This window comes from Halomonas sp. DP1Y21-3 (assembly GCF_019801245.1).
Taxonomy (GTDB): domain Bacteria; phylum Pseudomonadota; class Gammaproteobacteria; order Pseudomonadales; family Halomonadaceae; genus Halomonas; species Halomonas litopenaei.
The window spans coordinates 339,535-363,390 of the sequence record NZ_JAHVJM010000006.1 but is presented as its reverse complement, the minus strand read 5'-3'; the positions used below and the strand labels follow the sequence as shown (position 1 = coordinate 363,390).

The following is a 23,856-nucleotide window of genomic DNA, read 5'->3' as shown; positions in this document are numbered from 1 at the left end:
ACCACTGATTCAATGGCGACATGCTCGCTAGGGCAATGCGCGAGGAATAGGTGAAGAGCGATCACCAAACCGCTGATGCAATGGCGACATGCTCGCTTGGGCCATTCTCCCCACCACCGTGACACCGGCCGCCAAATGAGCGACAATTTCTTAACTTTTACCATTTGGCGTCCATCTTCCAACAACCAGTGCCGTCAATGCGAGGAGGTTGTCATGGCGATTGCGCAACTGACCGCTGACAAGCGTCGCGACATGGGTGCGGCTGCGATGAGGACCTACCCCAACATCATCCGTGACTGGGGGCTGCCGGAACAGGACGCCGCAGTGTTGCTCGGGCTGGCCGATTCCACCTATCGACGCTGGCGCAAGGATCCAGAGTCTGCGCGATTCGATGTCAACCATCTGGAGCGCATGTCGCTGATCATGGGGATCTACAAGGCCCTGCAACTACTGCTGCCGCGCACGGATGCCGCCGATTCTTGGCTACAGCGTCCCAACAGCAACCCGCTTTTCGGTGGACGTCCCCCTATCGAAAGGCTACGCCAAGGCCAAGTGTCGGACCTCTATGTCGTGCGCCAGCATCTCGATGCGGCAAGAGGGGGCGGCCACGCGTGACCTTTCCGGTCTCTCGGGTGACCTGGCGTCCCTGCTACCGAATCGTACCCTCACGCTTCCCACCGATCGACCTGTTCGAAAGGGTTGCCGAGCCCGGTGATCGGGAGCTGCTCCAGGAGCTCGAGGGGGCGACTTCCCCGCGCCTGAGGGAGCAGGCCGGTGAGATACACCTGGTGAGGGACGAAGATCGTCGCTATGGCCCTGGCTGGACACCGGTGATGGCGGCTTTTTGCCATTTCAACAGCCGCGGGACCAGATTCACCGATGGCACCTTCGGCGCCTACTACACGGCGATGAGCGAGGCTACGGCCATTGCAGAAACGCGATATCACACAGAACGGTTCCTGAGAGAATCCGATGAGCCTCCCATGCAGGTGCAACAACGTGTCTACCTGGCCAATCTCGACGGCGAATTGCTTGACCTGAGAGGAAGCCCGCCTGGCGCCGAGACTCTGCTCGCACCAGATGACTGGAGGGCCAGTCAGGCCTTTGGAAGACGCGCCTGGGAAGACCGCAGCGACGGTATCGTATACCCCAGCGTGCGCGACCAGGGAGGCCAATGCGCCGCGATATTGCGGCCTCCTGCCGTATCCGCGACATGGCAGGGGCGTCACCTCGGGTATGAGTGGGATGGACACCAGATCCGGCACGTTCTCGAATTGCGGCTCGTATGAAGTACGCTTTAGCGCTGGTTCGACGGCGCCATGCACACGCGCAGACTGCCAGTTCCAGGAAGGGGCCCCCCAGAGGGATCAAACAGTGCGATCAAGCAGAGGGATCAAACAGTAGGATCAAGTACTGGGATCAAGCAGAAGAAAATGACGAGGACCGAGTTGGACCACTCGGCTCGTTGATGGCAAGAAAAAGAACTGCGCGGACCAAGGTTCAGGGGGGGACGGTCCGCGCAGGGCCAGCTCCCTGCCGGCACGGGACACCATGACAGCGACTCTGCTGCATCTTTCTGGAGCATAGGATGGCCCCCCGGCCATCCTCCCTCCTCCATTTTTCTTGTTGTCAGACCCCGTTGCCGGGGCCTGACATGGCTTCCTCCCTCGTTTTTCTGTTCCGCCTTGGCTTGTTCTCCAAGCCTCAGCCTCAGAAGCCGGCGTCGTCCTGCTGAACGCCCTGGACCCCGACATCGTCGCTCATCGGCTGACTGTCGATACCATCGTCGGCCTGGCTGGCGAGCGGATCGTCCGCCAGCAGCAGACTGGCGCTGGCCGCGTTGGCCGCCGCCACGTCCGGATCACGGGTCAGCTCGAAGGACGCGATGTCCTGGGAACCGCCGTTGAAGGTCAGTCGCAGCACCTGCACGCCTGCCTCCAGATCCAGGGTCATCGACGCCGTGTCGACGAACACGCCCCAGTCGCTAGTCACCGGCGTGTCGACGCTGCCCTGCTCGTAGACACTGCCGTTCTGCTCCACCGAGGCGGTGATACTGCGTCCGCCATTGGGGCCAGAAGTGACGAAGGACAGGGTATGGCTACCGGCCTGCTCGACGTTGATGGTGTACTCGAGCCACTCGCCATCCTCGATCCAGCCCACGGCCTCACCCTGGCCGACGATATCTACCGGGGTATCGCGGAAGTCACTGCCGAACTGCGCCGCGCTCAGCTCGTTGAAGGCCTCGCCCTGCTCGCCCTCGTCGAACTGCACCGCATCCAGCGCAAGGCCATCGTCGGCGTCCACCAGCCAGGGGGTACCACCGGCGTTGAACGCCTGCTGCCCATCCCGTGACAGCGAGAAGCCCTCAAGGTCCATGGACCCGCCGTTGAAGGTCAGGCGCAGCACCTGCTCGCCGGCCTCCAGCGTCACCTGGGTGCTTTCGGTCTCGACGAAGTTGGTCCAGCCACCGGTGGGCTCGACCCCCACCGGCGTGGCGGTGGCGTAGGGCGTGCCGTCGTCCTTGGTGAAGCTGGCGGTAATCGAGCGCTGCCCACCGCCGGTGGTACCCAGCGAGGCCAGGAAGGCCATGTCGTAGGTCCCCGCCTGCTCGATGTTCAGGGTGTACTCCACCCATTCGCCATCCTCGATCCAGCCGATGGCGCTGCCGCCGTTGGACAGATCCACCCCCTCGCCGCGCACGTTGCTGCCGAGCTGCGCCTCGCTGGTGTCGTTGTAGGCGACGTCCTGTCCGCCCTCGTCATAGTTCACCGCATCGAGGCTGAACTCGCTGCCCACCTGCCAGGGCTGGCCATCGTCGGTGAATGCCTGCTGGCCATCGTCCACCGCTCCCACCGGCGCCAGGGTAAAGCTCGCCAGATCCATGGAGCCGCCGTTGAAGGTCAGGCGTACCACCTGTTCGCCCGCCTCCAGCGCCACCTGGGTGGTCTCGGTCGGCACGAAGTTGCTCCAGCTACCGGTGTCGTTCACCGCCACCGGCGAGGCGCTCACGTAGGGGCTGTCGCCGCCCTTGGCAAAGCTTGCGGTGATGGTGCGCGGCCCGGGGAAATTGGTGTCCATTGAGGTCAGGAAACCAAGATCATAGAGCCCGTCCTCGGCCACGTTGATGGTGTACTCGACCCACTCGCCTTCGGTGATGTAGCCGATGGCCAGTGACGGCGTGGAGATGTCCACCGCCTCGTCCGAGCGGAAGCCATTGCCCTGATGCGCCGCGGTGGAGTCGTTGTACGACACCCCCTGACCGCCGCTATCGAACAACCGCGCCTCCAGGGTCAGACCGTCGGCGTCCACAAGCCACGGCGTCTGGGTGTCGTTGAACGGGTCCTGACCGTCGTCCACCGGCTCCACCAGATCCAGGCTGAACGATGCCAGATCGAGCTGACCGCCGTTGAACGTCAGCCTGAGCACCTGCTCACCCTCTTCCAGATCGAAGGTCAGGGGACCCACCTCGGTGAAGCTGGTGAAGCTGCCGGTGTTGGGCAACGCCTGCGTCTGGGCATCGGTGTAGAAGCTGCCATCCTGCTCGAAGGCCGCGGTGATCGACTTGCCACCTGAGACCGCCGAGGTGGAGAAGTTCAGCGTATAGGTGCCCGCCGTCTCCACGTTCAGGGTGTACTCCAGCCACTCGCCGTCGGCCACATAGCCGATGGCCAGGCTACCGTTGGAGATGTCCACCGCCTCGTCGGAGCGGAAGCCATCGCCCTGGTGCGCGTCGGTGGTGTCGTTGTAGGCCACTCCCTGACCCCCGTTGTCGAAGAACCTCGCCTCCAGGGTCAGGCCGTCCGCTCCGACGGCCCAGGCGCTCTGGTCGTCGTTGAAGGCGGTCTGTTCCACCGGCGTCGGATCGTCGAGGAAGTTCGGGGTACCGTCGCCATCATCGTCGTCGTAGAGGTCCACGCGGCCGTTGCCGTCGGCGTCCTCGGCGCCGGTCGGATCATAGGTGGTGACGTTCTCGACAAGGAAGATATTGTCGTTGTAGTCGTAGTTCACCCCCGCGTAGTCCTGGATGACGATATAGGTGTTCGGGATCACGTTGCCGTCGGCGTCCTTGGCCACGTACACCCGGATCAGGTGACCGTCGTTCTCGTCCCAGTTGAGATTGGCCCCCGGGATACCGATGGCATCGATGGTGTCCTCGTAGAGGTTGGCATCGGGATCGGACCAGGAGATGTATCCCGGACGATCGGAGATCTCGGCATAGAAGCCGAAGGGATCGTCACGATCCAGGGTCGCCACCGCCAGGTTGTCGCCATCGTTCAGGGTACGCGGCAGCAGGGTCTGACCGTCGGCCTCGTCATGGGCGATGATCTCGTCAATGTCGCGGCTGTCGACGTCGTGGATGAACAGCCGGGCGATGTCACCCTGGCCATGGTAGGCCGCCAGCTGGGTGATGGTGATCGGCGAGGCCCCGTCGGCGCGCTGGAAGTACGGCGCCAGAACCTCGTCGCCGTTGGCCTCCACCAGGCCGCCCTGGTTCATCTGTCCCTGGGCCACGTCGGTGGAGTAGCCGAAGGCGTTGACGATCTCCTGCACCGTCGGCTCCTGGCCGCTCTCGGACTGGTTCTGGCTGATACCGGCCAGTTCGATCACCTTCTCGGCCTCGTCGGCGTCGCTTGAGCTGATGATCAGGCTGGCCTCGTAGAGCGAACCGTCGTTGGGGTCATCGGCGATAAAGCGCACCGTCACCTCCACCGACTCGCCCGGCGCCAGGGTCACCGCGCTGAACTCCTCGGTCAGCTCGAACAGCGAGGTATCGCTGACCTCGACGTCGTCGATGGTCAGGGCATCGAAGCCGTCGTTGGACAGGGTGATGGTGACCTCGTCGTGGACCTCCTGGGCATCATTGACCGGGTTCTCGATGCGCGACATCACCAGCCGCTCGTCGGAAGGCACGCCGTCGTTGTTGGTCACGGTCAGCGAGCCACCGGACACCGGCTTGACCCCTTCGATCACGAACATGTTGTCGTTGTAGTCATAGTTGATGCCGGTGTAGTCCATGATCCCCAGGTAGGTATTGGGGATCACGTTGCCGTCGGCGTCCAGCGCCCGGAACATGCGCACCGTGTAGCCCCGCTCGATGCCGTCGGCGTCCGCCGGCGGCGTGCCTCCACCCTGGGGGTTGAGCGACGGATCGGTGGAAAGGCCGGCCATCTCGATGCCGAAGACCTCTTCGCCGGCCCAGCCATCGGGGATGGTATCCCGGCTGAACGTCGCGGTGGCAAAGTCACCGTTGTTGACCAGCGGCAACAGCGTCTGGTTGTTGTCTCCCTGGTGGTTGGTAAAGATGATGTCCTGGTTCTTGTTGCCCGGCGCATGGATACCCAGCGTCGCCCCGCCACCACCGTGGTAGGCGGCGATCTGGGTGATCTTGGCGTCGCTTACGCCGTCGGCCAGCGACCAGTAGCGCGACAGCACCTCGTCGTCGTTGACCGGCCTATACAGGTCGAAGTCGTTGAGCACCGAGTTCTGGCCGCCACCGGTGGTCGCCAGACCATCGATCTGGTTGCCGAAGCCGAACACCTCCCAGACCTCGTTGACGTTGGGTTCCCAGCCACCCTCGTCACGCGCCTGCCAGAAGCCGGCCATGTGGATCTCGGCAACCGGCGAGTCCTGGTCATTGGTCACCAGTCGAATGCGACCCTCGAAGACACCATCCGCGGCGTCGGTGGTCGGCGCCGTATAGGCGTCCCGGTCGAACAGCACCGTGACCGTGAGCGACTCACCGGCAGCGAGGGTCAGGCCGTCGAACGCGCCCGGATCGGCCAGCACGAAGGGCCCGTCGATATCGGACTCGAGAATCTCCAGCGGCTCGCTGCCGCTATTGGAGATCGTCACCGTGGCGCTGTCCTTGAACTCGCGATCATCGTTCGAGGCGCTGTTGTTCTCCAAGTAGCTGAAGTGCAGGCGGTTGGCGAAGTAGGCAGCATCGCCGCTCTGCACCTCGATATCGGCGTTGTCGTTACCGGTCAGCGGCGACACGTCGAGGTAGTCGAGGTCATCGGCACCATCGGCGCTGGATACCGCGCGCAGGTTGTACTCGATGCCGGCCTCCAGCTCGACGTAGATGCCCTGCTCGCCGGCGTCACCCACCCCGGGATAGGCCAGGCTATCGATGGTCTGCCCATTGAGGGTCAGCGCCAGCGAGCCACCGTCATCGGCACCGGCGTTGGCCGCCAGGTCCAGACGATAGAGACCGTCGCTGTCCACCGTGAAGTAGAAGTCGGCGGTCAGCTCATTGACGGTACGCGCACTGTTGCCGTCCTCGAGCTCGATGCGGCCACCATCGGAGACATCGGCGTAGACCGGGATGAAGATGTCACCACTGTCGTCCGGCACCCGCAGCAGGTCGATATTGGGGCCCACTGCATTCGGCGCGGTCAGCACGATGGTGTTGCTGCCGGCTTCCAGGTTGACCAGCACGTCCTGGAAGAACCAGTCGGTCTCGTCGTCGTTGCTCTGGCCGACGAAATTGAGCTGGCCCAGGTCATTGCCGTTGATGGTCAGGCCCAGCGGACGGTCGGCCTTGCTCGCGGCCAGCGCGTAGCGGAAGCCGATCTCGTAGCTGCCCGCCTCGTCCACGTTCACCGTCCAGGTGATGGTCTGGTCCCCGGCACCGGCAAAGTCGACGAAGCCATCACCGGAGGCGTTGCGGTCGTCCTGGCTCTCGGGGACTACAACGGCCCCGCCGAGCGCGGCGTCCTCGGCCTCGTAGAGGGTGAAGCCGGGCGTTGCATCCTCTTCCTGGAGGATCGCCAGCTGGTCGATGTTGGGCCCGGTGTTGTCGGTGGCCTGGAAGCGCACCGTGTTGAGACCGGCTGCCAGATCGGCATCGATATCCACCGTCAGCCACTCGGCCCAGCGCGAGTCTGCGTCATCAAGTGCCGGGTCCTGGGGCGGCGGGAAGGATACGACGCCCACCGAGACGTTGTTGATGAATACCTCCAGAGGACGATCGGCATTGCCGCCGTTGGCGTAGCGCACCCTGAGCACCGAGTCGCCGGCCTGATCGGGGTCCAGCTCGAAGCTGAAGGTGATGAAGTCCTCATTGGTGCTACCGAAGTCGGCGTAACCGCCGGGCACACCGTCATCGTCGACGTCATTGCCATCGACCCCGAAGGCGCCGGGGCGCAGGCCGTTGGGCAGATCTGCCTGGTTCGGCTCGGGATTGTTGATGTCGCGGATCTCGATCTCGGCGCCAGCACCGGAGGCCACGACCACCGAGGTGCCGTCATCCGGGGTCATGTCCTCGGCCTGGATGGCCAGCACCATGACCAGATCATCGACGGGATCGGGATCCGGATCGACGGGACCGGTGGTGCCACCCGGGGCCGGGTCGAGGCGAATGATCTGGCTCTGGCCGTTGCCGCGGTTGAGGGTCAGCAGGTAGAGCTGGCCGGTAGCCGGGTTCTCGATGATGTCCAGCGGGTCGACGTAGGTGATGACGTTACCGTCGGGATCACGCAGTACATCGTCGCCGATGACGTTGCCGTTGGCGTCCAGGGTGATGGAGCGCACGTCGTCACCGCCGGAGTACTCGGTGAACAGCACGTTGCCCTGGAGGTTGCCGCCGAACACACCGCTGGTGTATTCCACCGCGCCGTTGGGCGAGCGGTTCTCGCCCAGCGAATAGACCCCGGCGATGTCGTAGGTGCCCTCGGGAATGGTGCCCGTCGGGTACTTGTCGACCTGGTTGGGGTCGTTGGCACCGGTGGGATTGCCGCCATTCAGAATGTACTCGTCACGCAGCGGGTTCGGATGGCCGTAGTAGCCGCCCTCCTCGATACGGAACAGGTAGTCATCCTGCTTCTCGACATTGGTATAGCGCTCGTTCTCCGGCGTGGAGGGATCGTCCGGCACGTTGCCACCGGCCGCCGAGCCGTTGGTCGGCACGTAGAGGAAGCCGTTGGAGTGCCACACCAGGTCGTAGGCGTTACGCGCCCCGGTGGCGAAGATCGTCAACACCGCGTCGGGGGCGTAGGGGTCGTAGTAGGTCTCCAGCACGTTGCCGCTGGCGTCCTGGACCGTGGCTACCCCGCGATCGTCGAACACCAGGAACTCGCCGTTGCCCATGGGGATGGGATCATCCTTGGGATGACCGTCGGGGTCATCGAAGCGCCGATTCAGGCCATCGTCGGGCAGCGGTTCGGTGCTGACGTCGAAGGGGCCATTGGACACGTCACGGGTCGGATCGATTTCCAGCACCGCGGCGTTCAGAAGACGCTCGGGACGGTTGCCCCAGGCGCTGTCCGGCTCGCCCATGGCGGTATTCGAGCCCTGGATCAGATACAGCAGATGGCTCGGCACGTCCGGGTTGGTGTCCGGGTCGTAGTCCGGGTTCTCGCGGAACTCGAGGCTGTTGGTCACGTGGTCGCCGTTGGAGCGCGGCAAGCCGGTGATATAGGCCTCGGCGGTACCGGAGAAGCCGGGTCCATCATCCAGGGTGATCTTGGTGATCCGTCCGCTGAAGTCCGGCACACCGTTGTCACGTCCGGTCAGCGGGATCGGATAGTTGTCGGTGATCCACAGCACATTGGGATCGGTGGGGTCCACCACCAGACCGATGATGCCGCGCTGCTGACTCTGTCCCGGCTGGTCGAAATAGTCGTTGGGCAGACTCAGATCCTGGCGATTGGACAGCGAACCGTCGATCGGGTCGACGTCGTAGCGCAACAGTTCACCGCTGATGGTGGCGATGTACATGTAGGCGCCATCCGGGCTCATCTCCAGCGAGGTGAAGCCGAAGGCACCGTCGGCGGCGCCGTTGAGTTCCACCACGTCGTTGAAGGCCACGTCGCGCGCGACCACCTCCGGCTCGGCGCCGGTGACGAAGGTGTTGGTGTACTTCTGGAACTCGCGGGTCGGCGCGCTCGCATCGTCGTTGGGGCCACGGTCCTGGAAGCCGTCGATCACCAGGGTGTAGCTGGTGAACGGCTTGAGGGTCTGGCTCGGCGAGATGGTCAGCGAATCGAAGCCGCCGGTGGTGTTGGCGTTGAAGCTGACTTCCTGACCGGTGACGGTCTCGAACAACCGGATCGAGCCGTCGCCCAGGCTTTCGAGCAGGGCTCCACCACGTCCGTCCACCACTGAGATGCCGACAAAGATGTCGGAGGTCGGATCGACCCCGGTGGGAATGGCACCGTCATCCGGATCGAGATCCACCTCCACCTCGTTCTGGCCGACCCCGGCGATCGCCCGGGCGTCGGTGAAGAAGGCGTAGTCTTCGGCGGCATCGCGATCGTCCCCAGGGGTCAGGTCCGGCAGGGCCTGAATCTCGATGTACTGGATCTCGGTGTTCTCGTTGTTGAGCCCCATCGAATCCAGGGTCAGACGACCGTCGGTGACCTGGACGATGCGGGTGACCAGGTCAGAGCGCACGCCGTCGGTGTCGTTGGACGGGTTGGTGTCGGCCGGGAAGTCATCCGGGCGGAACGGGGTGAAGGGGTCGTTGAACAGCTCGCCCTCGGCGTTGAGCACGTTGTTGCTGTCGTAGGGCCCACTGGTATCACCGATGGAGATGGTGACCTCGTAGAAGCCGTCTTCCAGCTCGATCTCCCAGCCGGCCCGCACATAGTTGGGTCCCGGCTGGTCGAAGTGGGCGTAGGTTCCCTGACGCGGGTCGAGGCCGGCGATGTCATCGGTGCGATCATTGACCGCAACGCTGGTCAGCGAACTGATGTCCAGTGGCTCGGTGCCGGGATCGCCATCGTAGATCGACTCCTCGGTGACCCAGCCGTACTGGTAGGTCTGGCCGTCGACGGTGACCGACTGGGTGCCAAAGGCCTTGCCGTTGTCGGCGATGTAGCCATCCGGCACCGCGGTGCCCTCGGGCTGGAAGTTGATCTTGACCGAGAAGCGATCGCCCGGCTCCACCGGACGATCCGGTGCCACCCCGTCACGACTCACCGTCAGGCTGTCGATGTTGGGGCCAGCGTTGCCGATATTGGCCAGACGAATGGTGTTGTCGCCGGCCTCAAGCTCCACCTCGATGGTGGTGGTGGTCCAGTTCTCCCAGCCGGCCGCGTCGGTTCCGGTGGAGGCAAAGTCCAGGCTGCCCTGGCTCTGGCCGTCGACCAGGATATCCATGGGACGGTCGGCGCCGTTGGTGCCGGCGTTGGTATAACGCACCTCCAGGGTGTAGGTGCCGGCCTCATCGACGCTCACCTGAAACTCGGCGGCGTCACCGGCGTCGGCGCCCATGTCCAGGTAACCGCTACCGGAGAAGCCATTCCATAGACCGTCGGGGCCGGCTGCGGTGTTGGTTTCCGGATTGTCGGCGTCGCGCACCTGGGTGTCGCCGTCGGCGTCGACGATGGTCAGCGCCTCACCCTCGATGGCGAAGTTGAACGCCGGGGTGCCGACGTCGGCCTCGTTGAAGTCGAACACCACCTGGTCGATGTTGGGACCGCCGGTGGCGCCCGCGGGCATGGTCAGGGTGAAGGTGTTGGCGCCCTCGACGAGATCCACCTCGACTTCCAGGGTCTGCCACTCGTTCCAGGCGTCCGCGCCGGTGGCGTTGGGGAAGCCGAGCTGACCCTGATCATCGCCGTTGACGGTCAGATCCAGCGGCCGCGGGGCATTACCCCCGTTGGCATAACGCACGGTGGCGGTGTAGCTGCCGGCCTCCACCGCGTTGACGTTGAAGGTGATCTGGTCGCCGGGGTTGGAGCCGAAGTCCAGGTAGGCATCACCCACCGCGCCGGGACGATGATTGCCGAAATCGTCGGGATTGTCCGCGTCGACCGGCCGGGTGACCTCGCCCTGGGCGGTACCGCCCACATCGACGATGTCGGCGTCCTCTCCCTGCAGGGTGATCGGCGCCACCACCACGTCGTCGTCCTCGAAGCTGACCACTTCGGTGGCGCTGGCCTCGTTGCCGGCGGCGTCGGTGACAAACAGCGAGACGGTGAGATCACCGCTCTGGTCGTCGAGCTGACCGCTCAGGTCCAGGGTAATGTTGCCCGAGGCATCCGGCGTCACCTGGGTGCGGGTCGCGCCACCGTCGAAGGACACCTCGACGGTGGTGACGTCGTCATCGACGCCCAAGACATTGAACACCGCCGCCGCCAGCTGGCTGGCGTCGAGGGTATCGTCGTCGGCGACGATGGCGAGATCGCCGTCCTCGTCGGCGCTGACGTCCTCCGCAATCGGGCCGCTGCCGCCTTCGGTCACCTCGATGCGATCGATGTTGGGACCGGTATTGGCACCTGCCGGGATCGCCAGGGCGATGGTGTTGCTGCCCGCCTCCAGGGTCACGGTGACGGTCTCGAACTGCCAGTGGTCGAAGCCTTCCTCGGGGCCGGTGCCGTCCGGATCGGTGCTGACCATGGCCAGGGCGAGCGGATCACCGCCGTTGATCACCAGATCCAGCGGACGATCGGTATTGGTGGCGTAGCGCACGCTGATGTCGTACTGGCCGGCCTGGGCCACGTCGATCTGCCAGCTGACGTTGTCTCCCGGGGTGTCACCGAAGTCCAGATAGCCGGTGCCACTGAACCCCGGACGCAGTCCGGTGGGCTGGTTCGCCTCGGGGTTGTCCGGGTCGCGAACCTGGGTGTCGGTGTTGTTGGGGTCGGTATCGAAGCTCTCGACCACACCGTCCTCGGCCTGAAGGCTCAAGGGCGAGAAAGGCGCCTCGTCGACGTCGTTGACGGTGACCGACACCAGCTCGGTGGTGGAAAGATCGCCGTCGCTGACGCTGACCTCGACCTCATAGACGTTGTCTTCGTTGGCGTCCGCCGCCAGCTCGAAGTCGCGCGCCGAGGTGAAGGCCAGCGCTCCGGTATCAGGGTCGATGGTGAACAGCGGCGCGTCGACACCACCGGTGATGGCAAACACCGGCGCCGTCAGGGTGGCCGGCTGACCGTCCTCATCGAGCACCGAGATGGACCCGATCTCGGTCAGGTTCTCGTCGATGGCAAGTGCGGTTGCACCGATCGAGAGACTCTCGTTGACGTCGTTGACCGTGACCAGAGTGGCCTGGGACACGCTGTCTTCGCCGTCGCTGACGATGACCGTCAGCTCATAGACGCCGTCTTCGTTGGCGTCGGCGGCGAGCTCGGCGTCCGGGGCATTGACGAAGCTCAGTACGCCGGTATTGGCGTCGAAGCTGAACAGCGCGGCATCGGCGCCCTCGAGGGTCACCGTCAGAGCGTCACCGTCCAGGTCGTCCAGTGTCAGGGGCGCCACGGCACTGGTGTTTTCATCGACACTGACGCTGTCGTCGAGGCCGTCAATCGTCGGGGCGTTGTTGACCGGCTCCTCGATGCGCAGGAGGTCCAGCGAGTCGATGCGCATCAGCTCGCCGCCCTCGCCTCTAAGCTCCAGCGACAGCAGCGAATCGGCGGTAATCTCCACCGGGGTCTCGAACACGATCTCCTTGCGGTTGCCGCTCTGACCGGCGTTGCCCCGGCCACCACTACCCACCAGGGTGCCGAAGTCGTCGCTCAATACGACGTCGGAGGTCAGGCTGTCGCTCGACAGATTGCGCGCCTCGAGGGCATTGCCGTCGATGGACAGGGTCAGTTCACCCTCACCGTCGGTCTCGTCGAAGACGTAAAGGGTAACGCGATACCAGCCCGGCTCGACGCCTGCGGCCGCAAGCTCGGTGCCCACGGTGGCGGGCGCGTTGCTGGTCACCCGGATGAGCTCGTTGCCCGAGGCGCTGGCGTTACCGGTGGCGATGACGTTGTCGGCGTCCAGGTCGGTAAAGGCCTCGGCCTCGATGGTCACGACGTCACCGATATCGGTGCCCTCGATCTGGAACTCCAGCACCTGGGTCGCCGACAGACCGCCTGGATCGGTGGCGCGCAGGGTCACGCTGAAGTTGCCGCCCTGGGAGGGCGTGCCCTGGATCACGCCATTGACCACCTCGAGTCCTTCCGGCAAGTCTTCGACCGTCAGGGTCAGGTCGTCACCGTCGGGGTCGGAGAACAGCGGCGCGAAGTCGGCGATCGCCACCTGACCGAAGGCCTCGCCGACTTCACCGAAGAACGGCTCCAGCGCCGCCGGTTCCGCTACCGGGGCGTCGTTGACGTTATCGATGGTCAGCACAAAGCTGTCGGAGGTCTCGATCTGCCCGTCATCGGCAAACAAGGTAACGGTATAATCACCGGGTTCCAGCCCGTCCAAGCTGCCGCTCAGCACGCTGCCGTCGATGGCAAGACCAGCGGCGTCGACAGGCGCACCATCGGCGTCGGCCACCTCAAAGCGGTAGCTCAGGTCGTCGCCGTCGGGGTCCTCGAAGGCCAGGTCGACCTCGAGGGTGGAACCTTCATCGAGGGCAAGGTCGGCGACGCCACCACCGACCACCTGCGGCGCCTGATTGACGTCGCCGGTGGTGGCCTCGCTCAGGGTCACGTTGGAGAAGCGCGCGCTGCCCTTGGCGCCCAAGTCGTCGTCGTTGACGAACACCAGCGAATCGATGGTGGTGCCCGCGTGGGCCGACAGATCGATGGTAAAGCTGACGACGCCATCACCGTCGTCATCGACGCCCTGTCCACGCAGGTCGACAAAACCACCCTGGCTCTGGGTGCCGGCCAGCTGGTAGGCGCTGTTGCCACCGTTGAAGGGGTTGTCGTCGAGGTCAAAGCCGATCGCGATGATTTCCGACACCGGGGTGTCAGAGGCGCTGAGTTCGAGCGTCAGGCGGGTGTCGGCGGTGATCTGGTAGCTTTCGCCCAGGGCCACCCGCTTCCACACGTTGTCGGTCAGGGCGAGCGTCGCGCCGGCGTCTTCCACCGCCGCGCCGGTGCCCTGGGACGGGTTGTCCTGGTTGCCGCCGTAGGACGAGATCGCCCCCGCCGAGAAGTCCACCGTCAGCGGGGCATCGTCGGCTTCCAGGGTGACCTGGGTGCTGGTGCTGGCTTCGTTGCCGGCGGCGTCGGTGACGTAAAGGGTGACGTCCAGGGTGCCGGCGTCCTGGCCGGACAGGTCCAGCTGGACGCTGCCGCCATCGACACCCACCGGGGTGCGGGTGGTGCCGCCGTCGAAGCTTACCTCGACGACATCGGCGTCGGTGTCCAGCCCCGCCAGGTTGAAGGTGACAGCGTCGCTGTCATCCGCGGCTACCGGATCGACCGGGCCGCTGAGCGCCAGGTCAGCACCCTCGTCGGCGGTGGTATCCAGCGTCAACGAAAGCTCGCGAGTCGCACGGTTGCCGAAGGCATCCATCGCGATCAGGCTGGCCGCCAGCGGCCCATCGGCCTGGCCGGACAGGTCGAGGCTGAAGTCACCGTTGGCGTCCGGGGTGACCTCCTCGACGTTGACGCCGCCATCGAAGCTGACGCCGACGAAGACGATGTCATCATCCAGCCCCGTCACGTTGAAACCCGCCGAGGCAGCGGCGTCGGCATTGATCAGGGCGGAAGCGGAGCTGAACGACAGGTCGTCGCCTTCGTCGCCCTCGACATCGCCGACCGGACCGGTACCCGACGTGGTGACCTCGAGACGATCGACGTTGGGTCCATTGTTGCGGCCAACCGGGATCGCCAGGGTGATGGTGTTGTCGCCGGCCTGCAGGCTCGCCGTCAGGGTCTGATAACCCCAGACATCGAATCCCTCGGGATCGACATTGCCGGCGTTGGGGTCGGTGCTGGCAAAGGCCTGGGTCGAGGCGTCTCCCCCGTTGATCGACAGATCCAGCGGGCGCGCCCCGTTGCTGGCGTAGCGGAAGTTCAGGTCGTAGTCACCCGCCTCGGCCACGTTGACGGTAAATGTCAGGCTGTCGCCGGGTGCGCTGCCGAAGTCCACATAGCCGGTGCCGGAGTAGTCCGGGCGCAGCCCGACAAAGCCGCCGCTCTCGGGGTTCTCGGCGTCGCGCACCAGGGTGGCGGCACCGTTGTCGACGCCGAGCTCGGCGTCCTCGGCCTGCACCACCAGCGGGTCGATCACTGGATGGGTGACCGCAGCGCTGACCAGGGCCAGCTCGATCTTGTCGATATTGGGGCCATTGGTATAGCCGCCGCCCAGACGCAGGGTATTGGAACCGGCAGCCAGCTCGACCTCCAGGGTCTCGACGGTCCAGCCTTCCCACTCGCTGCTCTGATTGGGCCGGTTGGCAGCGTCGAGATCGGACTCGACATCGTCGGGGTAGTAGTCCGGCGCCGTGGTTGTCGCGAAGGCAAAGGTGCCCAGGGTGGTGGTGGTCGCGCCGTCCACCAGTATAAGGTCCAGCGGGCGGGGGCTGGAGGTAGCGTAGGTGATGCTTACCGTGTAGGTGCCGGCGGTGGCCACGTCCAGGGTGAAGTCAGCGCTGGCATTGGCATTACCGAACGCCCAATCCAGGTAGCCGGCGCCTTCGGCGCCGACCCGGAAGGTCTCGTTGCCATTGGTGAAGTCAACGATGCTGTCGAGCGTCGCCACCCGGTTGGTACCGGTGTCATTGACGTTCTCGGCGGGCGACAGCAGCATGTCCTCGCCTTGCACCACGTAGCGATCGGGGTCCGGGGCGGTGATTTCCAGATAGTCGATGTTAGGCCCGCTGGCCCCGTTGGAGGTCAGCGTAATGGTGTTGGTGCCCTGGGCCAGGGTCACCCGTACCGGCTGGGTCAGCTCGAAGTTGGTGAAATCATCGCCGGTAGCGGGCAGGTCGAACATGCGGTCGAACAGCTCGCCGTTGACGTCCAGGCGCAGGGGACGGTTGCCGTCGCCCATGGCGTAGCGCAGCACCAGGTCGTATTCACCGGCCTCCGGCGCCTCGAAGGTAAAGGTCAGGCTCTCGCCACCGGCCACGCCGTTGCCGTAATCCACGTAGGCGTTGCCCTCGGCATCGGCGGCATCAGGGTTAGCCGGATCACTGACCACGGCGATTCCGGTATCGCCGGAAATACTTGCCGAGGCGCCGTCGCTGGCGTCATCGTCCTCGGCCTGGATACGTAGCGAAAAGCCGATCGGTGCGGCTGCGGCCACTATTGAGGGGGTGGCTGAAAGCGCCGCGGCTGGGGTGGTAGAGAGCGCCGCGGCTGGGGTGGTAGAAAGCGCCGCGGCTGGGGTGGTAGAAAGCGCTGCAGGGGTTGCTGCCGAGCTTGATGCTGGGGTTGCCAAAGGCGCTGCGCTATCGGACGCAGCAGGCGCGCCTGGTGCCGACGCCGGCGCGGCATCTGCCGGGATGCCCTGATCACCAGACGCTTGATCCGCTCCTTCCAGACCTGCACCGTCCTGCCCCGCTTCCACCTGGCCACTCGGGCCTGCGTCTTCATCGTCACTGGCAGCCTCCGCGTCCTCGATGAGCACGTCGAAGGCGGCACGAAGTCCGCCCAGAGCCTGCCCTTGCCCGTCGAGAGCATCGATCACCATGGCCAGCTTGCCCGGTTGCGGCGTCGGCAGATGGTCAAACACGAAGGGCCGTTCGAAACGCTCGAAGACGCTTTGTGCGCCGGAGGCATCTTTCCAGGTCATCCGCACGGCTTCGACCGCGTCCCGCCATTGGCCAGGATGCGGTGCGACCACCAGATCATGCATCTCGAAATCTTTTGTCCGAAATTCCGCCTTCTCTGCCAGACGCTTTTGAAATGACTTTTGCCCACGGCTCACAAATGACATGGAAAACATGGCCTGCCCCCTGACGATTATTTTGGATAGTGATTGCCACCAACTACCAACAAGAACCCATCGACTTTCTTCGAAGATCTCTCTCGCCGCTTTACAGTCCGCCCAGACGAATCCCCAACTTCCGCTGAGACAACAAACGAACCGGCAGCCAGAAAGAGATGGCTCTCTCTGATTCTATAACCCGACGGAGGTACATCAAGATTTTTTTGACAGCGCTAACCATGCGAAATAAACGGTAGAGAAACCCTCATCAACGGTGCGTTATCTAATTGTTTTTCAATGTTTTATTAAATTATTAACCTCTCTGCATGCAGTATACCCACCACCGTAAAACCAAGAACAAGACACCTTGAAGACCAGCGTAACAACACTCAAACATGAGACTTTTATTATGCCAACATCGGATATATATTCAGATTTTCACTATTAAAAAATCAGAGATACAGCCCGCAGATAACTGGGGAATAAAATCCAAAGAATAACTAGGCAAAAGCCCCTATAAAGTAGTTGCAAGGTAGAAAAATCCGCATAACATCTTTAGTCATTCGACGTCCGAGTTGACCCACGACATTCACCATCCATGGGCAAATGGCCCAACCGATTTTCAAAAAAACGGCGCAATGTTCGCCAAACAAGAAAAATGACGTAACGTCCAGGGGGAGCGGGAAGATGTCTGCGGAACACAACGATCTGCGCAAGGTGCTGGCCTTCTGCCGGCGCAGCTTTGGCTATGTGGCCCTGTTCAGCCTGTTCATCAACCTGCTGATGCTGGTGCCGCCACTCTATATGCTGCAGGTGTATGACCGGGTGCTGACCACCCGCAGCCAGGAAACCCTGTGGATGCTGACGCTGGTGGTGGTGTTCCTGTTTCTGGTGATGGGTGGGCTCGAGCTGATGCGCTCACGCATCCTGGTCCGGGTCGGCAATCGCCTCGATGCGCTGATCAGTCCCCGGCTCTACAGCGCCATGTTCAAGCGCACCCTGTCGAGTCCCGGCAAGCCCTCCGCCCAACCGCTCAACGACCTGACCAGCCTGCGTCAGTTCCTCTCCGGCAACGGCCTGTTTGCCTTCTTCGATGCGCCCTGGGTACCGGTCTACATCGGGGTGCTGGCACTCTTTCATCCGTGGTTTGGGCTGTTTGCCCTGGGCGCCGGCGTGATCCTGGCCACCATCGCGGTCATCAACGAGCGTATGACCAAGCAACTGCTGACCGAGGCCAACGGTCGCCACGTGCAGTCCCAGGACCTGGCCAACAGCAACCTGCGCAACGCCGAGGTGCTGCACGCCATGGGCATGCTGCCCGGCATCCAGGGCCGCTGGGCGGCGCGCCATCGTGAATACCTGGTGCTGCAATCCCAGGCCAGCGATCGTTCGGGCCTGCTGACCAATACCTCCAAGGTGCTGCGGCTGATGTTCCAGTCGCTGATCCTGGGCATCGGTGCCTTTCTGGTGCTCAGGGGCGAGCTGACCCCTGGCATGATGATCGCCGGTTCGATCCTGATGGGCCGCGCCCTCGCCCCCATCGACCAGATGATCAACGGCTGGAAGGGCTTTTCCGGGGCACGCACGGCCAAGGGACGACTCGAGGCGTTGCTCGACGAGGTGCCCGCCGATCCGCCGACCATGCCGCTGCCCCGGCCCCGCGGTCAGCTCAGCCTGGAAGGCGTCAGCGCCGCGCCTCCCGGCGTGCGCCTGCCGACCCTGACCAACATCGACCTCAAGCTTGCCAAGGGCGAACACCTGGCCGTGGTCGGCCCCAGCGCCTCGGGCAAGTCGAGCCTTGCCCGGGTGGTGCTCGGGCTATGGCCGGCTCAGCTTGGCTGCGTGCGCCTGGATGGCGCCGATATCAACAAGTGGGATCGCACTGCGCTGGGCCCCTACCTCGGCTATCTGCCCCAGGACATCGAGCTGTTCGACGGCAGCGTGGCCGAGAACATCGCCCGCTTCCAGGAGGTCGACCCCGAGCAGGTCGTACGTGCCGCCCGCCGTGCCGGCGTGCATGAACTGGTGCTGAAGCTGCCCGAAGGCTATGACACCTATCTGGATCACGGCGGCACCGCGCTGTCTGCCGGTCAGCGCCAGCGTATCGGCCTGGCCCGAGCGCTCTACGGCGACCCCGCGCTGATCGTGCTGGATGAACCCGACGCCAATCTGGACGATGCCGGTGAGGCCGCCCTGGCCGAGTGCCTGCTCCAGCTGCGCCAGCAGGGCACCACCGCGCTGGTGATCACCCATCGCCAACGCCTGCTGAGCAACGTCGATCGTATCCTGGTACTCAAGGACGGCCAGATCGCCTCGCTGACGCCGCCCCGCCGCAACACGCCGGCGGCCGCCGTGGCCACCGCTGGACGGCGCTCGCCCGGCGTCACCACCCTGCACCCCAGCGCCCGGGGGCGCTCCCCCGTCAACCGCCGCAGCGGCGGTGAGGAGACCTCATCATGAACAGCCCCTCCCCTTCCCAGGACGACCTGCCGCTGCAGGACACTCGCTATCGGCGCATGGGCCTGATCATCCTGCTGGTCGCCTTCGGCGGCTTCGGTAGCTGGTCGGTGATGGCCAGCCTGGCGGTCTCGGTGGTGGCTCCAGGCTCGGTGTCGGTGGAGAGCTTCACCAAGACGGTGCAGCATCTCGAGGGTGGCATCGTCGAGCAGATCCACGTCGAGGATGGCAGCCAGGTCGAGGCCGGCGCACCGTTGATCACCCTGGATGACACCCAGGCGATGGCCCAGAGTCGTATCGTCGAGACCGAGTACCTGATCGCCCGCGCCAGCGAAGTACGCCTGCTGGCCGAACAGTCCGGCGCCGAAACGCTGGTCTTCCCCCAGGCCCTGATCGATTCGGACAACGCCCGGGTACAGGCGGTGCTTGAGGTTCAGCGACGGCTGTTCGAGGTACGCCGCGACTCGCTGGAGGGCACCCTGGCGGCGCTCGACCAGCAGATCCTCCAGCTCGAGGAGCAGATCACCGGACTCGAGGAGACCCAGGTCATCACCCAGCGGCGAATCGACTCCCTCAACGGCGATGTCGCCAACCACCGCAAGCTGTTTCGTGATGGCTTGATCAGCAGCCAGCGCATGCGCGAGATGGAGCGCGAGAGCCTGGAGTACCAGAGCGACAACGCTCGTCACGTCTCCGAGGTGGCCAGGCTCAGGGCCCAGATCAGCGAGAACACCCTGAACAAGCAGATTCGCCTGCAGGAGTTCCAGCAGCAGGTCGGCGAGGCGCTGCGCCAGGTGCAGGCCGAGGTGGCGGACGCTGAAGAACGTCTGGTGGCGCTGAACGATACCTTGAAGCGCACCCAGATCACCGCCCCGGTAGCGGGCACCGTGGTCGGGCTCAAGGTGCATACCCTGGGCGCAGTGGTGCGCGGCGGCGACCCGCTGATGGACCTGGTGCCCATGGGCGACGGCTTTATCGTCGAGGCCAAGGTGGCCAACCACGACGTCGACCATCTGTACCTTGGCCAACCGGCGGAAATCCGCTTCAGCGCCTTCAACCAGCGGCTGTCCAACGTCATCGACGGTGAGGTCGTCCACGTCAGCGCCAACAGTTTCGAAGACGAGGCGACGCGCCAGCGCTATTACAAGGTACGCATCCAGGTCACCGAACTCGGCGAGAAGGACATGACCGAGAATATGCGGCTGATGGCCGGCATGCCGGCAGAGGTGATGATCCGCACCAGCGAAAGAAGCTTCGCCAGCTACGTGGCGAAACCGATCGTGGACATGCTGGCACGGGCGATGCGGGAGGAGTAAGTAGGGAGACCGCCTTTTCACGCGACACCCTTGCGCGCGTGAAAGGCGGAACACCAAGGATCACCGACCTCGCATCAGGCGTTGAAGCGAATCGTCCCGATCCGCGAAACCTCGTAGCCGCCAAGGCTTTCCGCCTGGTCGCGTAAACGCTCACCCCGGGCGAAGGCGAACAGCCGCTGCAGGGCATCGCTGAAATAGCTGCGTCGCCGCAACAGCAGGTCGAAGGACTCCTGGTGCAGGGGCAGGAAATAAAGCCCCTGGCGCCTTGCTGCGGCCTCCACACCAAGCCCAACGTCCGCCCTGCCCTGGGCAACGGCAAGCGCCAGGTCGTCCTCGCTTGTCGCCGGATGCTCCAGCATATCCAGCCGCTCAATCTCGATGCCCTGCCGCTCCAGCAGCCAACCCAGCAAGCGGTGGGCGCCGGCACCCTCGGGTCGCCGACCGATACGCAGCCCCGGCCTTGCCAGGTCACCCAGGCCTTCGAGGCCAAGCGGGTTGCCCGGCGCCAGCATCAGCCCCTGGGTACGTCTGGCCCAGTGCACCACCACCAGGTCCCGCATGCCACCGAGGCCAAGCTCCGAGGGCACATTGTAGCGCCCCGCCCCGTCCAGCAGATGAGCCCCCACCACCATGGCCTTGCCCGCCAGCAGCCGCTGGATGCCGTCGCCGCTGCCCAGGCAAAGGCTCGCCAGGCCACAGCCGCTCTCGCGCATCGCCCAGTCCAGCAGCGGATCCTGACTGCCGGCCATCACCTCCAGCGGCTCGGTCGCGGAAGACTGATCCCCCTCCAGGTGATTCATCAGCCACAGGTCGATGGCGTGACGTGGAAACAGCAGTTTGCCGGTGGCACGGGTGCAGGGAATCTGCCCCTGGCGGACCAGATCGTAGACCTTGCGTGGCTTCAACCGCAGATAGTCGGCCACCTCTGCGGTGGTGAGGTAGCGAGGCAGGACGGGTTCGACCATCGGGTTACCTCCAAAAGGTGTAGAGGACCACTTTGCAGCAAGTGGTCTATGGCTGCATATTTTACGGCCATGGGGTGCGCGCCGCAGTAGATCATCACATCATGCCGGTAGACCGGAAAACGGCAAGCACCCGACGCCCCAAATCGACCGAGACACGATGACCGACTCTGCCTTCCTTACTGCCCTTGAACTCGTCATCGGTCTGGACGCCGACCTGCTCGACATCGTCGGGCTATCGCTGAAGATCTCGCTGACCGCTGTCGCCATCGCTGCCCTGCTGGCCTTTCCATTGGGGGCGGCGCTGGCGCTGTTTCGCTTTCCAGGCCGTGCCCCTCTTATCGTCACCCTCAATGCCCTGATGGGCCTGCCGCCGGTGGTGGCGGGGCTCGCCGTCTATCTATTGCTGTCCCGGGCAGGGCCGCTGGGTTCACTAGGGCTGCTGTTTACCCCCACCGCCATGGTCGTGGCCCAGGTCATCCTGGTGCTGCCGATCCTGGCGGCCCTGACCCGTCAGAAGGTCGAGGAGCTCCACGGCGAGTACGCCGAACAGCTCGCCTCCATCGGGGTTTCTCGGCGGCGCCGTATTCCGACCTTGCTGTGGGACGCCAGGCTGTCGCTGATCACTGTGGTGCTGGCCGGCTTTGGCCGCGCCAGCGCCGAGGTCGGAGCGGTGATGATCGTCGGCGGCAACATCGATGGCGTCACCCGGGTCATGACGACGGCCATCGTGCTGGAGACCAGCAAGGGCAACCTGCCCCTGGCGCTGGGCCTGGGTATCGTGTTGCTGACACTGGTGGGGGTCATCAATGCATTGGCACATCTGCTGGGCGAAGCGACGCGGAGGCAGCTCGGATGACCCATTTGACCCTTTCGGTGCCGGCCACGACGCCACGCCTGAACTTCGATCGCGTCAGTTACGCATCCCGTGGGCAGACGCTGCTGGGGCCGCTGTCGCTGAACCTGGAGGGCCATCGCCGCACCCTGATCATGGGGCCCAACGGCGCCGGCAAGAGCCTGCTGATGCGCCTGGCCCATGGTCTGCTGCAACCGACGTCGGGGCGCCTGGTGTGGGAAGGCGCGGCGCCACGCCAGGCCATGGTGTTCCAGCGCCCGGTGCTGCTCAGACGCTCGGCCCTGGCCAACCTCGAGTATGCCCTGGCGGTGCAGCGGGTGCCGCGGCGTCAGCGCCGCGAACGGGCCGGGGAGGCGCTGACACGATTTGGCCTGGAGGCGCTCGCCCGGCGACCGGCCAGGGTACTGTCCGGCGGCGAACAGCAGCGCCTGGCGCTGGCCCGGGCCTGGCTGCTGTCGCCCGAGGTGCTGTTTCTCGATGAGCCCACCTCGGCCCTGGATCCCGCCGCCATTCGCGCCGTGGAGGCCGCCATTGGCGACTTTCACCGCCAGGGCGTACGCATCGTGATGACCAGCCATGACCTTCATCAGGCGCGCCGACTGGCCGACGAGGTGATCTTGCTGCACCACGGCAGGCTGGTCGAACAGAGCCCTGCGGCGACCTTCTTCGACGCCCCGGTCACCGCCGAGGGCCACGCCTTTGTCCACGGCGAGCTGCTCGATTGAGCGGCCTGCCCCATCCAGAAGTCCGATCAACCCACGCAAGGAAGGCCCCCATGACAAGATATCCAGACTCCACTCCTGCCAGTGCTCTGCTTTCCGGCGCCCTGCTGATCGCCGGTCTGGCGGTGTGCGCCACCAGTGCCCAGGCCGAGGATGAGCCCCCTTTTATCACCCTGGCCTCGACCACCTCGACCCAGAACTCGGGGCTGTTCGACGCCATCATCCCGAGCTTTACCGAGGACTCCGGCATCGACGTCCATGTGGTCGCCGTGGGCACCGGACAGGCCTTCGAGATCGCCAGGCGCGGGGACGCCGACAGCCTGCTGGTGCACGACACCGCCGGTGAAGAGGCCTTCGTGGCGGACGGATACGCCACCGAGCGCGCCGACGTCATGTACAACGACTTCGTGCTGATCGGCCCGGCCGAGGATCCCGCAGGCATCCGTGACGCCGACAGCGCCGCCGAGGCGCTCAACCTGATCGCCGAGCACAAGGCGCCCTTCGCCTCCCGTGGCGACGACAGCGGCACCAACCGGGCGGAGCTGCGGCTGTGGGAGTCGGCGGGGGTCGAACCCGGCGGCGACTGGTACCGTGAACTGGGCAGCGGCATGGGGGCCACCCTCAACACCGCGGCGGGCATGGGTGCCTACGTGATGTCGGATCGTGCCACCTGGGTGGCCTTCGATAACCGTCAGGATCTCGAGCTGCTGTTCGAAGGGGACGAGGTGCTGTTCAACCAGTACGGCAGCCTCAAGCTGTCACCCGAGCGCCATCCGGAGCTCAAGCACGACCTGGCCAACCAGTGGCACGACTGGCTGTTGTCCAAGGCGGGCCAGCAGGCCATCGGCGACTTCGAGGTCAAGGGCCAGCAGCTGTTCTTTCCCAACGCCGACGGCGAGTAATCGCTGGCTTGCGCTGAAGCCGGCGGCCGCGCCCGAGGCAGCAACGTCAACTGACCAGGGTCGTAGCGGGGTCATATATCTCGGTCTAGGCTG

9 protein-coding genes are annotated in these 23,856 nt (G+C 64.7%); 7 read left to right on the top strand and 2 right to left on the bottom strand.

All coding sequences use genetic code 11. The features are described from left to right. The first annotated feature begins 213 nt into the window (after nt 1-213). Entirely contained in the window at nt 214-615 is a 402-nt protein-coding gene (locus KUV74_RS18160) for an MbcA/ParS/Xre antitoxin family protein (RefSeq protein ID WP_222517022.1), read from the top strand. Next, nucleotides 612-1,289, top strand: coding sequence for an RES family NAD+ phosphorylase (locus tag KUV74_RS18155; RefSeq protein WP_222517021.1), 678 nt, complete (start codon nt 612-614; stop codon nt 1,287-1,289). Before KUV74_RS18160 ends, KUV74_RS18155 begins: the two co-directional genes overlap by 4 nt. A gap of 421 nt (nt 1,290-1,710) precedes the next feature. Here the strand turns inward: KUV74_RS18155 and KUV74_RS18150 are convergent, their stop codons facing one another. Beyond that, nucleotides 1,711-16,476 carry a carbohydrate-binding protein gene (locus tag KUV74_RS18150; RefSeq protein ID WP_222517020.1) on the bottom strand — a complete coding sequence of 4,922 codons (14,766 nt, stop codon included), beginning with the start codon at nt 16,474-16,476 and terminating at the stop codon, nt 1,711-1,713. Between the two features lie 759 nt (nt 16,477-17,235). Between KUV74_RS18150 and KUV74_RS18145 the strand changes: the two genes are divergently transcribed. Next, nucleotides 17,236-19,008 carry a type I secretion system permease/ATPase gene (locus KUV74_RS18145; protein WP_108447747.1) on the top strand — a complete coding sequence of 591 codons (1,773 nt, stop codon included), beginning with the start codon at nt 17,236-17,238 and terminating at the stop codon, nt 19,006-19,008. Next, on the top strand, nt 19,005-20,321 hold the full coding sequence (locus tag KUV74_RS18140) for an HlyD family type I secretion periplasmic adaptor subunit (protein WP_108132754.1): 1,317 nt from the start codon (nt 19,005-19,007) through the stop codon (nt 20,319-20,321). The genes KUV74_RS18145 and KUV74_RS18140 overlap by 4 nt, the downstream gene beginning before the upstream one ends. A 74-nt stretch (nt 20,322-20,395) precedes the next feature. On the opposite strand, the gene KUV74_RS18135 is transcribed toward KUV74_RS18140, so the two are convergent. Further along, nucleotides 20,396-21,286, bottom strand: coding sequence for a helix-turn-helix transcriptional regulator (locus KUV74_RS18135; RefSeq protein WP_222517019.1), 891 nt, complete (start codon nt 21,284-21,286; stop codon nt 20,396-20,398). A gap of 157 nt (nt 21,287-21,443) precedes the next feature. Between KUV74_RS18135 and KUV74_RS18130 the strand changes: the two genes are divergently transcribed. Genes KUV74_RS18130 through KUV74_RS18120 form a run of 3 tightly spaced genes read left to right on the top strand, consistent with a single transcriptional unit; the run spans nt 21,444 to nt 23,763 of the window. After that, the gene (locus KUV74_RS18130; protein WP_108132752.1) at nt 21,444-22,142 is read left to right on the top strand and encodes an ABC transporter permease; all 699 of its coding nucleotides are present in this window, start codon (nt 21,444-21,446) and stop codon (nt 22,140-22,142) included. Beyond that, on the top strand, nt 22,139-22,864 hold the full coding sequence (locus tag KUV74_RS18125; protein ID WP_108447746.1) for an ATP-binding cassette domain-containing protein: 726 nt from the start codon (nt 22,139-22,141) through the stop codon (nt 22,862-22,864). The genes KUV74_RS18130 and KUV74_RS18125 overlap by 4 nt, the downstream gene beginning before the upstream one ends. A 50-nt stretch (nt 22,865-22,914) precedes the next feature. Next, nucleotides 22,915-23,763 (top strand): substrate-binding domain-containing protein, encoded by an 849-nt coding sequence (locus KUV74_RS18120; protein WP_222517018.1) that lies wholly within the window; start codon nt 22,915-22,917, stop codon nt 23,761-23,763. The last annotated feature ends 93 nt before the right edge of the window (nt 23,764-23,856 follow it).

Coding starts and splice junctions, on each gene's coding strand:
- KUV74_RS18160 (WP_222517022.1), top strand. CDS start 214: ATGGCGATTGCGCAACTGACCGCTGACAAGCGTCGCGACATGGGTGCG.
- KUV74_RS18150 (WP_222517020.1), bottom strand. CDS start 16,476: ATGCATGATCTGGTGGTCGCACCGCATCCTGGCCAATGGCGGGACGCG.
- KUV74_RS18145 (WP_108447747.1), top strand. CDS start 17,236: ATGTCTGCGGAACACAACGATCTGCGCAAGGTGCTGGCCTTCTGCCGG.
- KUV74_RS18140 (WP_108132754.1), top strand. CDS start 19,005: ATGAACAGCCCCTCCCCTTCCCAGGACGACCTGCCGCTGCAGGACACT.
- KUV74_RS18135 (WP_222517019.1), bottom strand. CDS start 21,286: ATGGTCGAACCCGTCCTGCCTCGCTACCTCACCACCGCAGAGGTGGCC.
- KUV74_RS18130 (WP_108132752.1), top strand. CDS start 21,444: ATGACCGACTCTGCCTTCCTTACTGCCCTTGAACTCGTCATCGGTCTG.
- KUV74_RS18125 (WP_108447746.1), top strand. CDS start 22,139: ATGACCCATTTGACCCTTTCGGTGCCGGCCACGACGCCACGCCTGAAC.
- KUV74_RS18120 (WP_222517018.1), top strand. CDS start 22,915: ATGACAAGATATCCAGACTCCACTCCTGCCAGTGCTCTGCTTTCCGGC.